This is a genomic window from Xanthomonas sp. GW (assembly GCF_014236815.1).
In the GTDB taxonomy this organism is placed as follows: Bacteria; Pseudomonadota; Gammaproteobacteria; order Xanthomonadales; family Xanthomonadaceae; genus Xanthomonas_A.
Map to the genome: position 1 here is coordinate 159,175 of NZ_CP051189.1, position 14,832 is coordinate 174,006.

Annotated in this window: 10 protein-coding genes; 5 read left to right on the forward strand and 5 right to left on the reverse strand. The window is 67.1% G+C overall.

The annotated features are described in order from the left end of the window. Window positions 1–226: 226 nt before the first annotated feature. From recC to HEP73_RS00760, 5 genes are all read left to right on the forward strand, one after another. Window positions 227–3,640: an exodeoxyribonuclease V subunit gamma gene (gene recC / locus HEP73_RS00740; protein ID WP_185821748.1), complete on the forward strand. Its 3,414-nt coding sequence runs from the start codon at window positions 227–229 to the stop codon at window positions 3,638–3,640. Then, window positions 3,637–7,431 (forward strand): exodeoxyribonuclease V subunit beta, encoded by a 3,795-nt coding sequence (gene recB, locus HEP73_RS00745; protein ID WP_185821749.1) that lies wholly within the window; start codon window positions 3,637–3,639, stop codon window positions 7,429–7,431. The genes recC and recB overlap by 4 nt, the downstream gene beginning before the upstream one ends. A gap of 181 nt (window positions 7,432–7,612) precedes the next feature. Continuing rightward, entirely contained in the window at window positions 7,613–9,592 is a 1,980-nt protein-coding gene (recD, locus tag HEP73_RS00750; RefSeq protein ID WP_185821750.1) for an exodeoxyribonuclease V subunit alpha, read from the forward strand. Window positions 9,593–9,817: 225 nt separating this feature from the next. After that, on the forward strand, window positions 9,818–10,153 hold the full coding sequence (locus HEP73_RS00755; RefSeq protein WP_185821751.1) for a type II toxin-antitoxin system Phd/YefM family antitoxin: 336 nt from the start codon (window positions 9,818–9,820) through the stop codon (window positions 10,151–10,153). Window positions 10,154–10,156: 3 nt separating this feature from the next. Then, the gene (locus HEP73_RS00760; RefSeq protein ID WP_185821752.1) at window positions 10,157–10,540 is read left to right on the forward strand and encodes a type II toxin-antitoxin system RelE/ParE family toxin; all 384 of its coding nucleotides are present in this window, start codon (window positions 10,157–10,159) and stop codon (window positions 10,538–10,540) included. A gap of 384 nt (window positions 10,541–10,924) precedes the next feature. Here HEP73_RS00760 and HEP73_RS00765 read toward each other — a convergent pair whose 3' ends face one another. From HEP73_RS00765 to HEP73_RS00785, 5 genes are all read right to left on the reverse strand, one after another. Continuing rightward, window positions 10,925–11,233, reverse strand: coding sequence for a type II toxin-antitoxin system RelE/ParE family toxin (locus HEP73_RS00765; RefSeq protein ID WP_003466273.1), 309 nt, complete (start codon window positions 11,231–11,233; stop codon window positions 10,925–10,927). Continuing rightward, window positions 11,230–11,415: a hypothetical protein gene (locus HEP73_RS00770; protein WP_080627620.1), complete on the reverse strand. Its 186-nt coding sequence runs from the start codon at window positions 11,413–11,415 to the stop codon at window positions 11,230–11,232. The genes HEP73_RS00765 and HEP73_RS00770 overlap by 4 nt, the downstream gene beginning before the upstream one ends. 196 nt (window positions 11,416–11,611) lie before the next feature. After that, a complete protein-coding gene (locus HEP73_RS00775; RefSeq protein ID WP_185821753.1) occupies window positions 11,612–11,944 on the reverse strand; it encodes a hypothetical protein in 333 nt (110 codons plus the stop codon). A 210-nt stretch (window positions 11,945–12,154) separates the two neighbouring features. Next, window positions 12,155–12,511, reverse strand: coding sequence for an HIT family protein (locus HEP73_RS00780; protein ID WP_185821754.1), 357 nt, complete (start codon window positions 12,509–12,511; stop codon window positions 12,155–12,157). A 531-nt stretch (window positions 12,512–13,042) separates the two neighbouring features. Then, window positions 13,043–14,806 carry a hypothetical protein gene (locus HEP73_RS00785; RefSeq protein WP_185821755.1) on the reverse strand — a complete coding sequence of 588 codons (1,764 nt, stop codon included), beginning with the start codon at window positions 14,804–14,806 and terminating at the stop codon, window positions 13,043–13,045. Window positions 14,807–14,832 lie beyond the last annotated feature (26 nt).

Consider the following 14,832-nt stretch of genomic DNA (forward strand, 5'->3'; position numbering starts at 1 on the left):
TCCCGATGGGAGAAGGGAGCAGCCGACTAGCCCCTCTCCCCTCGGGAGAGGGGTTGGGGTGAGGGTCTGGCGCGAAGCGTCTCGCGAAGTTTGGGTGCACGAGGCTGCGCCCGTACCCTCATCCGGCCCTTCGGGCCACCTTCTCCCGGTGGGAGAAGGAACAGCCGCCGGCCACCACCACCGCGCAACGCCACCGCACCCGCGCATCCGGCACAATGCCGCACGCATGCACGCCCCTTCCGCGCCCGATTTCCGCCTGTACCCGTCCAATGCGCTGGATACCCTGGCCGCCCTGCTCGCCGAGGAACTGCGCCGGCCGGTGCCGGAGCAGCCGTTGCTGGCGCCGGAGGTAGTGCTGATCCCGCAGGTGGCGATGCGGCGCTGGCTGCAGTCCACGCTGGCCGCCGCGCACGGCGTCGCCGCGAATCTGGAATTTCTCACGCCCGGCGAATTCGTCGCGCGCGCGCTGGACGCCAACCTCGGCCCGGCCGCCGACGATCTGGACATGGCCACCACCCAGTGGCGGCTGTACGCGGCGTTGCAGGCCGATCTCGGCAGCGATGCGGCCCTCGCACCGCTGGCCGGCTATCTGGCCGACGGCGATGCGCTCAAGCCCTGGGCGCTGGCCGGCGAGCTGGGCAACGTATTCGAGAAATACCAGGCCTGGCGCCGCGACTGGCTGCTGCGCTGGGAAAGCGGCGCCGACGCCGACGACCCACAGGCGCGCCTCTGGCGCCGGATCGCCAGCGGCCGCCAGTACCGCGCGCGCCGCATCGGCCAGTACCTGGACCGCTACGCGCGGCCCGACGGCCCGCTGCCGCAAGGCCTGCCGAAGCGGCTGTTCGCCTTCGCCATCCTCAACATCTCGCCCGACGTGCTGCGCGTGCTGGCCACGCAGGCGCGCGTGGGCACGCTGCACTTCTACCTGCCCACGCCGACCCAGGGCTACTGGGGCGATCTGCAGACGCTGTGGCAGCGCCGCCGCGAGGACGGCGCGGTCGACCTGTTCGCCGCGCAGGTGCAGGAAAACCCGCTGCTGCAGGCCTGGGGCGCGGCCGGGCGCGACTTCATGGCGCTGGTCGGCGACTACGAAGTGGTGCATCCCCTGGCCGAGATCGCGGTCTACGCCGATCCTTTGGCATCCGGCCATCGCCCGCTGGCCGACGGCGGCCTTGGCGACAGCCTGCTACGGCGCATGCAGAGCGACCTGTTCCACCGCCGCGCGCCGGCGGTGCCTGCGCCGTTGCCGCAGGTGGATCTGGCCGATCCTAGCCTGCAGGTGCATGCCTGCCACACCCGCCTGCGCGAACTGCAGGTGTTGCACGACCAGTTGCGCGCGCTGCTCGACGACCTACGCTTCGACCCACCGCTGCAGCCGCGCGAGATCGCGGTGCTGTCGCCGGACATCGATCCCTACGTGCCGTATCTGGACGCGGTGTTCGGCGGCCACGGCCGCGACGACGCGCTGCCCTACGCGCTGGCCGACGCCAGCCCGCTGGCCAGCGAGCCGCTGGCCGAGGTGTTCCTGAGCCTGCTCGGCCTGCCGCTGTCGCGCTTCGGCCTGCACGAGATCCTCGACCTGCTGGCCAGCGCGCCGATCGCCGAGGCCGCCGGGCTGGACGAGACCGGGCTGGAGCGCCTGCGCGGCTGGCTGCATGCCGCCGGCGTGCGCTGGGGCCTGGATGCGGCGCACCGGCACCGGCACCAGGCGCCGACCGACGATGCCTATACCTGGCGCTTCGCGCTGGACCGGTTGCTGCTCGGCCACGCCAGCGGCGCCGAGGACGATATCGCCGGCGTCGCGCCATGGCCGCAACTAGAAGGCAGCGCACTGTTGGCGCTGGACACGCTGCTGCGGCTGCTGCGCGTGCTCGACCGCCACCAGGCCATGCTGGCCGAGCCGATGACCCCCGCCGACTGGCGCGAATGCCTGCTCGGTCTGCTCGATGCGCTGATCCCGCAGGCACCGTCGGCGCCGCGTGCGCAACGCGCGCTGGAACGGCTGCGCAGCGTGATCGACCAGTTCGCCCGCGATGCCGCACGCGCCGAGTACGCCGGCAAAGTCCCGGCCGAAGTGGTGCGCGCGCATTTCGCCGCGGTGCTGGGCGAATCGGACACGCGCGCGCCGCTGCTCACCGGCGGCATCAGTTTCGGCCGCATGGTGCCGATGCGCCTGCTGCCGTTCCGCGTCATCTGCCTGCTCGGCATGAACGACGGCGACTTCCCGCGCCGCGACCCGGCCGCCGGCCTCAACCGCCTCACCGCCGAACTGGGCAGCGAGCGCCGCCGCCACGGCGACCGCTCCACCCGCGAGGACGACCGCTTCCTGTTCCTGCAGCTGTTCGCCTCGGCGCAGGACGTGTTCTACCTCAGCTACCTCGGCGCCGATGCGCGCGACGGCAGCGTGCGCGAGCCGTCGGTGCTGGTCAGCGAACTGCTGGCCAGCGCCGCGCAGTACCACGCCGAACCGAAGGCCATCGAAACCCTCGTGGTGCGCAACCCGCTGCAGCCGTTCGCCGCCGCCGCGTTCGGTGCGCTCGGCGAAGACGGCGCCGATCCGCGCCGCTTCAGCTATCGTCGACAGTGGCGGCCGGCGGTGGACAGCCTGGCCGGACAGCGGCAGGCGCTGCTGCCGTGGGTTGCCGCGGCATTGCCCGCGGACGCCATGGCCGTGCCGAGCAGCGTGGCGATCGACGACCTGCGCCGCCTGTTCGCCGATCCGGCCGGGCAGTTCCTGCGCCATCGCCTGGGGATGCGCCTGCCCGACCCGGCCGGCGAGGACAGCGACCTGGAGCCGTTGCTGGCGCCGGGCAGCGGCCTGGACCAATACGGCTTGCAGCAACAGGTGCTGGAGGCCGCGCTGACCGGCAACACGGAGGGGCTGTACGCGCGATTGCGCGCGCGCGCGCTGCTGCCGTCCGGGCCATTGGGTCGGCGCCTGCTCGACGAGCGCCTGCGCCAACTGCGCCCGTACGCGCAGGCGTTCGCGCAGTGGCGCGGCAGCGCGCCGGCGCAGTCGCAACGGTTACAGGTGCGGATCGACGGCATCGAGCTGCACGGCCGCCTGCCCGACTGGTACGCGAGCGGCGTGGGGCGGGTGCAGGTCGGCGCGCTCAGCGGCCGCGCGACGATCCGCCACGGCCTGGAATGGCTGCTGCTGCGCGCCGCCGGCGAACGCGTGCCGTTCGTGCGCTTCTTCGAAGACGACGACAGCCTCGGCCCGCATCCCATGCAGGGGGAAGAAGCCGAACCGCTGTCGCAGGCGCAAGCGCAGGCCGCGCTGGCCGAGCTGCTGCGGCTGTATCGGCAGGGTTTGCAGGCGCCGCTGGCGTTCGCCCCGTACAGCGGCTGGAAATACCACCAGGCCGCGCGCAATGACGATCTCGACAAGGCGATCAAGGACGCGGCCGCGCAATGGCAGGCCAGCTTCGGCTGGAGCGAAGCGGACACCCCGGAACTGCGCCTGGTCCACCGCGGCCGCGACCCGTTCGCCGATGCGCAGCGCTTCGCCGAATTCGCCGCCACCAGCCATGCGCTGTATTCCCTGCTCGAACGCGGCAGCGCCGACAGCGCGCTCGATCCGGCGCGGCTGGCCGAGAGCTGGCGGCAGTGGCGCGGCGCGCAGGAGGATGCCGAATGAGCGCCCCCGCCCACGACCCGTACCTGACCCTGCCGCTGCACGGCGTGCGCCTGATCGAGGCCAGCGCCGGCACCGGCAAGACCTTCACCCTGGCCACGTTGTTCACCCGGCTGGTGGTCGAGCGCGGCCTGCGCATCGGCCAGATCCTCGCGGTCACCTTCACCGAAGCCGCCACCCAGGAACTGCGCCGTCGCATCCGCGAGCGCCTGGCACTCGCAGCGACGCTGGTACCCACGGCTGCTCCTGTAGGAGCGGCTTCAGCCGCGACAGAAATCGCAGGCGACCTGGTGCCGACAGAAATCGCAGACGACCTGTCGCGGCTGAAGCCGCTCCTACAGGACGCGCCCGACGCCGCGCTCACCCGCGCGATCCTCGACGCGCACCTGGCCGCCAGCGACGAAACCCCCGCTGCCCTGCGCCGCCGCCTGCAACAAGCGGTGGAGGAAATCGACCTCGCCGCCATCTTCACCATCCACGGCTTCTGCGCGCGGGTGCTGCGCGAGCACGCGCTGGAGAGCGGCCAGACCTTCGCCGCGCCGGAACTGCTGGCCAACGACCGCGACCTGCTCGGCGAAGTCGCCGCCGACCTGTGGCGCCAGCGCGCCGCCGACGCGGCGACGGCCGACGACCTGGTCGCGCTATGGCCGGGCGGCCCCGACGCGCTGGCCAGCGACCTGCGCCAACTGGTGCGGCATCCGCAACTGCTGCCGGCGGCACCGGCGCTGGCCGACGATGTCGCCGCGGCGGCGCAGCAGGTGCAGGACGCGGCCGTCGCGCTCGCCACCGCGTTCCACGCGTACGGCACCGCGTTCTTCGAAGCGATCGCCGCCGCGATCGAAGACGGCGTGCTGAGCAAGGTCAGCTACAAGCCGGAATGGCTGGCATCGCTGTGGCATTGGTGCGAAGGCTTCGCCGCCGCGCCTGCGGCCGGCCTCCCGCCGCACGCCAAGCTGATCAAGCTCACCGCGACGGAACTGACGTCCGGCACCAACAAGAAATTCGTCGGGCGCACGCCGACCTCGCCGATGAGTCACGAAGTCGACGGCTACCTGGCCGCGCTGGCGCGGTTGGAGGAAGCGCGTGCCAGGCGCCGCATCCGCCTGCTGCACGCGCTGCGCTGCGACGCGGTCGCGCGGCTGTCCCTGCTCAAGCGCCAGCGCCGCGTGCAGACCTACGACGATCTGGTCGATGGTGTCGCGCACGCGTTGCGGCCCGACGGTCCGCAGGCCGAGGCGCTGGCGCGGCGGCTGCGCGCGCAATACGCCATCGCCCTGGTGGACGAATTCCAGGATACCGACGACCGCCAGTGGTCGATCTTCTCCAACGTGTTCGGCGAAGGCGCGCTGGCGCGCGAGGCGGCGCTGGAACCGGCGCTGTTCGTGATCGGCGATCCCAAGCAGGCGATCTACGGCTTCCGCGGCGGCGACGTGCAGACCTATCTGGCGGCGGCCGCCGATGCCGAACCGGCGCCGCCGCTCGGCCACAACTTCCGCTCGCGCCCCGCGCTGCTGGCGGCGATTGACGCGCTGTACGCGCAGGCCGGCTATGCGCAGGCGTTCCTGACCGACGGCATCGCCTTCCATCCGGTGCAGCCCGGCAGCAAGCGCCACGACGCGGAACTGCAGCGCGACGGCGCCACCGCGCCCGCGCTGACCCTGTGGCGCGCGCCGGAGCCGCCGCCGCCTGACAAGGGCAAGCCCAAACCCTGGAGCGCCGGCCGCGCGCGCGCGCTGTGCACCGCCGCCTGCGTCGCCGCGATCCGCGACTGGCTGGCCGGCGGCCGCGCCGGCACCGCCACGCTTGGCGGCCGCGCGGTGCAGGCCGGCGACATCGCGGTGCTGGTGCGCAGCCATGGCGAGGCCAACCGCATCCAGCAGGCGCTGGGCGCGGTCGGCATTCCCGCGGTGGCCGCCGGCAAGCAGAGCCTGTTCGCCACCGACGAAGCGCTGGAACTGCTGACCCTGCTGCAGGCGCTGCTCGATCCGGGCGACGACAGCCGTCTGCGCACGGCATTGGCGACTGTATTGATCGGCGAAGACGCCGCCGCGATCGCCGCCCTGGAACACAACGGCGATCGGCACCGCAGCTGGCAGCAACAGGCACTGGACTGGCGCGAGCGCTGGCAGCGCGGCGGGCCGCTGGCATTGATCGGCGACCTCGGCGCCGCGCACGCGCAGCGCCTGCTGGCGCTGGTCGATGGCGAGCGCCGCCTGACCAACTACCTGCAGCTGGCCGAAACGCTGCAGGAAGCCGACACCCGTGCGCTTGGCCCGCACGGACTGGTCGATTGGCTATCGCGGCGCATCGCCAATGCCGACGACAACGACGAGACCCAGCAACTGCGCCTGGAATCGGACGCGCGCCGGGTACAGATCGTGACCTTGCACAAGAGCAAGGGCCTGGAGTATCCGCTGGTGTTCCTGCCCTACGTCGGCATCGGCCGCAGCGACCGCGGCGCCGGCCGCCACTGCGTCGTGCACACGCCGCCGCTCGGCCGCCAGTTGCACTGGAACACTGGCAAGGACGACCCGGCCTGGAGCGCCGCCGAGGCGGCGTGGAAACAGGAACAGCGCGCCGAGGACGCGCGCCTGCTCTACGTCGGCCTGACCCGCGCCGAGCACGCGCTGTGGATCGCTACCGGCCCGTTCCACCAGCACGAGCGCACCGCGCTGGCGGCGATGGTCGGCGACCTGGACGCGTTGCAGGCGGCCGCAGGCGAGGGCGCGATCGCCATCGACGCTATGCAGCCGCCAGCCACTCTGCCGCGCCTGCCACTGGCCGACGAGATCCAGGTGCCGCCGGCGCGCGTGCCGCAGCGGCATATCGTGCCGGAGTGGTGGGTGTACAGCTTCACCCAGCTGGCCAATGCCGATGCCGGCGCCGCCGCCGACCCGATGGCCAGCGCCACCGTGGTCGGCAGCGGCGGCAACGACGAACCTTCCACCAGCGAGGCGGTGGCGACGACGCTGGACGTGGAAGCCTTCGACCGCCGCTTCACCGGCAACCGCTTCGGCGTGGCCATGCACGACGTGTTCGAGCGCTGCGACTTCGCCGCCTGGCGCGATTGGCGTCCCGGCCAGCCAGCGCCGGACGGGCAGACCGCGGCATTGCTCGAAGCGCTGCAACGCGGCGGCTACGCCCAGGACGAACTGGAGGACGGCGCCGCCATGCTCACCGCCCTGGTCGGCCACACCCTCACCGTCGCCCTGCCCGAAGGCACCCGCCTGGCCGCGGTACCAGAACCGCAGCGCCGCAACGAAATGGAATTCCACTTCGCCATGCGGCCCACCCGCGTCGATGCGCTGCTGGCGCTGCTGCATCGTTTCGGCGTCGTCGGCGAACGCCAGGCCTTCGGCGCGCGCCAGCGCCTGGAAGGGCTGATGACCGGCCTGATCGATCTCACCTACCAGCACGACGGGCGCTGGTACGTGCTCGACTACAAATCCAACCGCCTGCCCAGCTACGACGCCGACGCGTTGGTGCGGGCGATGGCGCACAGCGAATACGAACTGCAGGCGCTGATCTACACCGTCGCGCTGCACCGCTGGCTGCGTTTCCGCCTAGGCGAAACGTACGACTACGCCCGCGACTTCGGCGGCGTGCGCTACCTGTTCTGCCGCGGCCTCGACGCCACACGCGACCCCTCGCCGGGCGTCCACGCCTGGCGCTTCGATCCAGCATTGGTCGAAGCCGTGGACGCACTCTTCGCCGGCGCTGCGCCTGAGCCCCTCTCCCCCCGGGAGAGGGGTTGGGGTGAGGGTACGTCCGCCCACGGAGCCTCCACCCGGTGAACCAACCCAACCTTCTAGCCACCCTCCACAGCAGCGGCGCGCTACGCACCCTGGACGACGCCTTCGACCCCGCGCTCCTCAAAGCCGCCGACGCCCTGTCCGCCGGCGCCCCACTCAAGCGCCTCTCCCCCCGGGAGAGGGGTTGGGGTGAGGGTACGTCCGCTCACGGAGTCCCCGCCCCGTGAACCAACCCAACCTCCTAGCCGCCCTCCACCGCAGCGGCACCCTGCGCACGCTCGACCACGCCTTCGCCCAAACCCTGAGCCGCCTGGACCCGGACACGCCCGACCTGGTGCTAGCCGGCGCCGCCCTTGCTTCCCTGGCAGTCGCCAGCGGCCATGCCGGCCTCGACCCAGCCCACGCCAACGTCCTGCTCGACCCACGCGACGGCCCACCGCCACAACTCCCGGACCCCACCGACTGGCAACGCGCCCTGGCCGCCTCGCGCTGGATCGCCCAGCCCGCGCCCGAAGAACCGGCGGCCGCCGACTGCCCGCTGGTGCTGGAACACGGCCTGCTCTACCTGCGCCGCTACCGCGAATACGAGCGCCGCCTGGCGCAAGGCCTGCGCCGCCTCGCCGCGCAACCGCTGCCGCCCTTCGACGCCGCTGCCCTGGCACCGCTGTTCGCGAAGCTGTTCCCTCTCCCCTCGAGAGAGGTTGCCCGAAGGGCGGGTGAGGGTACGGGCATCACCGACCACCCCACAGACCACCAAGCCCAAGCCGCTGCACTCGCCCTGCGCCGCGCCCTGCTGCTGGTCACCGGCGGCCCCGGCACCGGCAAGACCACAACCATCGCCCGCCTGCTGCTGCTGCGCATCGCGCAAGCGCAGGCCACGGGCGCCGCCGCCCCACGCATCGCCCTGGCCGCCCCCACCGGTCGCGCCGCCGAACGCATGGCCGAGAGCCTGCGCGCGGCGGTGACACGCGCGCTCGACCACGGCATCGACCCGGTCCTGGCCGCCGCGCTACCTGCCGGCGCCAGCACCCTGCACCGCCTGCTCGGCGTCATCCCCGACCTGCCGCGCTTCCGCCATGACGCCGACAACCCGCTGCCGTTCGACCTGATCGTGGTCGACGAAGCTTCGATGGTCGACCTGCCGCTGATGTGCAAACTGGTCGAAGCGGTCGCCGACGGCACCCAATTGATCCTGCTCGGCGACGCCGACCAGCTGCCCTCGGTCGAAGCCGGCGACGTGCTCGCTGCGATCCTGCAGGCCGCCGGCCCCGGCGACGCCCTGCAACTGGACGACGCGCAAGCGCTGCACCCGCTGCTCGGCCACGTCCACAGCGCCACCCACGTCGGCGGCTTGGCCGGCCACCGCGTGCACCTGCTGCGCGGCTACCGCCAGGCGCAGGGCTTCGCACTGGCGCCGCTGGCCGACGCCGTGCGCGCCGGCGATGCCGACACCGCGTTGGCCCTGTTGCGCAGCGGCGAGCTGGCTGGCGTGCACTTCCACGAAGACAGCGAGGACCCGCTCGCCACCCGCCGCGACGCCCTGCTCGCGCACTGGCGCGCCCTGGCCGACGCCGAAGATCCCGCGGCCGCCCTGCGCGACGCCGCCCGCCTGCGCCTGCTCACCGCCGTGCGCGCGGGCGCGCAAGGCGCACGCGGCCTCAACGCCCGCATCGAACAACTGCTGGCCGACAGCGGCGCCGGCGCGCGCCGCCTCGGCACCGCCTCGCCCTGGTTCCACGGCCGCCTGCTGCTGATCACCGAAAACAGCTACCGCCACGGCCTGTTCAACGGCGACGTCGGCATTTGTTTGAGGGATGCGCAAGGCGCCCTGGTGGCCTGGTTCGAAGGCGAGGGCGACGGCCAGGTCCGCGGCTTCCACCCCGCCGCGCTGCCCGCGCACGAAAGCGCCTTCGCCATGACCGTGCACAAGGCGCAAGGCAGCGAGTTCGACGAAGTCTGGCTGCAACTGCCCACCCGCGACGCCCGCGTGCTCAGCCGCGAACTGGTCTACACCGGCATCACCCGCGCGCGGCAGAGCCTGCACCTGGCCGCCAGCGAAACCGTGCTGCGTGGCGCGCTGGCAAGGCACGCCGCGCGGATCTCGGGATTGGCGTGGCGCTTGGGGGCGGAGCAGGAAGCCACACCGGCCACGGAAGCATCAGAAACATCCACTGTTGCGCCCGTGCAGGGCGCGTTGTTCTGATGGAGGCGGACCGGAGCGATGGCGTGATCACCTACGGCAGGACGGCATGTTTGCCTATCGCGGTCCCCAGGCGGGGCCGGATAGCATCGTGGGCAAAGAAAGCCTGGTTGCGCGACATCGCCGGCACGCGAGGCATCAGTGGCAAAAATTCGCCTTGCTGGCCTGCTGGGGCGATGGCAAGATGGACTGTACAGAATTCTGTCATCCAGGTTTCAGGAGTCGACCATGGGCTTTTCCGCCAGCAATGTAGTGCCTTTCACCCTTGCACGCGCCAACCTCTCCGAGTTGGCCGACCAGGCGAAGGCCGGCTCCGAGAAGATCATCACCAAGAACGGCGAGAGCTATGTGGCACTGATCGACGCCGACCGGCTGGACTATTACCACCGGCTGGAACGCGAGCGCATCCACCTCTTGCTGCTCGACGACGCAAAGCGCGGCCTGGCCGACATCGCCGCCGGCCGCACGGTCGAAGCGGACGCGGCCATCGGCCAGTTGCAGCAGCGACGTGCGGCACCCAGTGCGGCAAGCGCTGGCAAGCGCGCGGCCAAGAAGCGCAGCTGACCGTTGTACCGGGTTGAACTGACCGCGAGCTTCCTCGCGTGCCTGGACGCCATCGAGGCGTTCTTGCTGGAAGCCGATGCCGGCGCCGCCTTCGATGACCTGCTCGCCGAGTTACGCGCCACAGTCATCCCGAACCTGCGGCGTTTCCCACGCATAGGCCGGCGCTACCTGGACAACCCGCCGCAGTCGGCCGAGGCATTGGCGCAGTTGGCCGCGTTGCCGGTGGGTGCGCCCGATGCATTACGCAACTATCTGCATGGCGACTACCTGATGCTCTACACGGTGGTGGAGGCGTCCGCCTCTACGAACGCCACTGTGTATTTGCTCTCCATCCGGCACCACCGGCAGCTGTCGTTCGACTTCGCAAGGCTGTGGCCCGGAGGATGATGGCGGCTGGCGGGCACGGGCAGCCTAACGCCGGTTTTCGTTCACCCTCGGCCCCGTGGGGATCGCAGGCGGAGTAATTGCCTGCGTCCCTGTTCGCTCGCGCTCACTTGGCCGGAACGCGCTGGTACTCGTCGCTGCCGGTGCGAAGGTGCCCATTGGCCTGGTCGATGGCGAAGTTCACCGTTTCGCCGTCGTTGCGGATCTCGGGATTGGCGTGGCGCTTGGGCGGGTTGGAACAGGTTTCTGCACCGCCGTCGTCAACATTCCAAACAGAAGGCCAGCCGTTCCCTCTCCAAGGCGCATTGTTCTAACCTATTCGGGCGAGCCGCAACGTCGATCTGATCCGCGTGCCGCAAGAGTCCTGGGCCACTCTCATGGCACAGATCAGCCGGCCTCCCACGGCGGGCGGGGCATCAGCGACAGGTCGCGCGCGCCATGCACGATGGCGAGAATTTCGACAACTGCCGCGTGCGAGCGATAGATGATGCGGTAACTCTGGAAAAGCAACTCGCGCACTGCAGGATTGCCGGCCTCAGGCACTTCTCGGCCGCGCTCGGGGAACGCCTGCAGCGACTCCGCTGCGTCGATGAGGCGATTGACGAAGAGGTCGGCGTAGAAAACGCTGTCGTGGGCGACATAGTCGCGAATGGCTTGCAGGGAATCGACGGCAGGTTCGGTCCAGACGATGTTCATCGGTCGAGAGCGAAGCGCCTTCTGACTTCATCATGCGGTACCACACGACCTTCTTCGGCTGCACGCAAGCCTTGTTCGATCTTCTGGCGAACGTAGATTTCGTACATCAGGTCGTCCCAACTGGCCTGTTCCGGCAGGCTACGCACTAGCTGTTCGGCTTCGGTTTTCATGCTGTTGGGCATGGGTGTGCTCCGTTACAGGGACAGGCCTACTTTAGCGAAGAACGGGGAGGGTAGAAATGGAGCCCCGGCGCAGCTAGCTGCGTTACCCGAGGCAGGCCCGTTGCACGGCGCTCCATCGCCACGCGTGGAGACGCCGCGCCGGCCCGAGAGGCAGCGGCGCGGCGTTCCTTCCAGGCCTAGCGCCCGGGCGACGCGCTCACTTGGCCGGAACGCGCTGGTACTCGTCGCTGCCGGTGCGCAGGTGCCCATTGGCCTGGTCGATGGCGAAGTTCACCGTTTCGCCGTCGTTGGAGACCTGCAGCACGTCGTCCTTGTAGATGGCCGGGTAGCTCTCGGTCTTGGGCTTGCGGCTGAAGAACCGCGGCGTGGTGTTGCGCACCATGAAGGACTCGCCATTGCGTTCGATGTCCATCGTGTCGTCCTGCGATTGCACGTTGACCCAGTGGCCGACGAACTTCTCGCCCTCCACCTTGGCGCAGCCGGCCATCAGCATCGCCGCGGCCAGCGCGGCACCCATCCACTTCGTCATTTCCAGCGCTCCGGTGTTGAAATCGCGGCAAGGATGAGGCGCTTCGGCTGTATGGAAAGTCAAGAGTGCAGGGGGCAAGGAATCAGGCGCCCATCGTGCCGAAAGGGCAAGCGCGCCAAGGACTCACCGGGCCTTGCCAGGTGCTTACGTCCCAGAGCCATTCACGGGGCCACAGCCAGGCAGGGGATGCAGGCCTTCCGGAGGGCACGCTTACGGCAGCGCAGCCCGAAGACGGGCGGCCAGTGCAATGCGCTCCTCGGTGGCGTAGCGCACTTTCTGCCCCCCATACAGCCCGTCGTTCGTGTAGCGCGGGAACACGTGCAGGTGGTAGTGCCACACATCCTGATTGCCGGCCGGCCCGTTGTGCTGGCGCGTGGAGATGCCCTCGCAGCCGAAGGCCGCCAGCATCGCGTGCGCCAGGCGCCGCGTGGCGCGGAAGACCTCGCGGCCCAGCTCGTCCGGCATGTCCAGCACGTTCTCGTAGTGGCCACGCGGGATCACCAGGCAGTTGCCTTGGATGCCGGCGTAGTGGTGCGTCGGCACCAAGGCGTACACGTTGGCATCCACCAGGACAACGGCTGACTCCGGCGCAGGCGAGGGCAGCGTGGTCGCAATACCGCAGAACGGACAGTCGTACCCGGGGGGAGCGTGCTGCATGAGACCGAGCAACGAAGAGAACCCACTGTGGGGCGGGAGCGGATTTTGTGGGGCGCTCCGGCGACGCGTCAATCGGACAACACAGCTGGTGGGCTGGCACCGATCACCGAACCGCTCGGGCAGAGGAGGGCGGCAGGAAAAGTGCACACTGATCCCAAGCGTCGTGACCTGGGCGTTGAGCTACAGCCTGTCGGCCAGGCGAGCCATCAAGTCCATGCGTTCGTGAAAGATCGCCACGATGCTGATGGTCGGGGGCATCCGCGGCTTCCAGCGGCACCACCTGAATCCGTTCCACCAGCCCGTGATGCGGGCGGTGGCTGGTTCGGCAGCGTAAGCGTGCGACTCGATCTGCATAGCAGATTGGCAGCTGAAAGTGATGGGATAGTCTGCGTAAGTGCACTCTGACCCCCGTTTTCTAGACCCCCGTTTTCTACGTAGCTACTAAGGTTGGCAGTAGATTCTTGGTGTAACACCAGCTTCTTTGCAGGCGTGAGCGAAGGAGGAGACTATCCAGAAGAACTGCGTGATGTTTCCTGCCACGGCTTGCTTGCTCTTTATTTTTTTGAATTCCTTGCTCATTTGTGCCTTGGATATAAAAGAGCATGCCAGAACGCATACCCTCTCATATTTGTAATTCCCCACTAACTTTCTGAGAAATGAGGGGAACTGTCCGTTTCTCTTTCGCACTCTATCGATATTTGATCCAGCCATCTTTTTACTACGGATAGACTTTTCGTACTTCGCGACTATTTGATCGATAGAAAAATACATATTTCCAAGATTTTTCATTGCCTGGCCTACAACTACCTGTAAAGCGCTCGCTGAAGAACTCGGTTCGCCGTGTTTTGAGTGTACAAAAAAAACGCAGTTCTCCTTGCTGCTAAAAGAAATATGATCGGCCCATTCATCACCAAGGTCATCACAAAACAGAAAGTCGTCATTGCAGTGAATCTGCTCAACAACAGAAAATACGGTGTTTGTGTCAAAGTCCACCTGTGCGGGAAGAAATTTCCCCTTTTCTGACGTTACAGTCTTAAGGGCTGGAATAGCCAAGAAAAGTGCTAGCAATGCGTCTATTTCAGACGATCCAGAAACATCGATGAAACATCTCTTGGCGAAGTACATGTATCTTGTGTCGTCAAAACAGATAGAATACGCTCCGTTCTTATGGATGAACTTAAGTAGCGTCATTGTCTCTACACCTTCAACGGAAACTTTTACCCGCTGTAAAACCTTTGCATGAAAAGTTAGGCTTTTCCTGCCAGGCTTACCCTTGAGCCAAGCGCTATTTTCGTGGCCTATTACAGCGCCGTTGTTGTCGAATTCGTAAACTTTTCCGATCACGTCGAGGAAGGGCGACCTTGCTTTCCCTCTGATTTCAACAGCGGTTCCGGTCCTTGTCTCAAAGAAGATTTTAATGCTGCCAGATTCGATCTTCTCAATTAGAATGGATGTTTCAATTAGAAGTGATCTTGGAATTACTGGAATATCGTTTGTTTCCAGCTCGGCTAGATCCACTGATCGCGCAAAGTTTTTTAGAAAGCCATCATTTTTATCGTGTGCGTTAGTCATTCGCTTAAGTTCTGATCGAGCCCAAGCTGCGACGACTTCAATGCTCTGTCGATCTGATATTTCAACCAGCCTGCCGGCAGTCAAAGTAACCGATTTGGTGCTAGAACCATCTTGAACGCGCAAGTAAGATGGAATTGATCGGCCAGCAGCGTGCAGTGACATGACGCCATTAAGATTCATTGCTTCGTATGATCTGTTACGGACGGCTCGCTCGGAAATTGTCATGTTTCGAGCATTTATTTTTCTAAACTCCGCAGTATTCGTGTCCACTGCTGCTGCCAACGCATCGTAACTAATTTTTTCAAACTTCTCATCTAGCTGGTCGTTAAGATCTGCGCAATTCTTCTTTGTTATCACCAGGTGGTTGTCAATTTCGATAATTACTATATATCCATAAATCCTGTCTTTGAGCAATGGGTCCGAATGGAAGTGCAAGTCCCGCTCCACCAAGAAAAGCGCCGTCGAATAGCGGAAATTTAAACCGGCCACCTCCTGTCGAAAAACACTGTACTGGTCCAGAACTTCTACGGCGTCCTTAGTCGCGGCTTCAATTATTTCGGCTACATTCTCCTCAAGAACGTGGTTAGCTGTATAGAATCGAGCATTCTTTGAAAGGATGAATTCGTTAGGCATGATTTTATCTCAGACTAATACGTAGG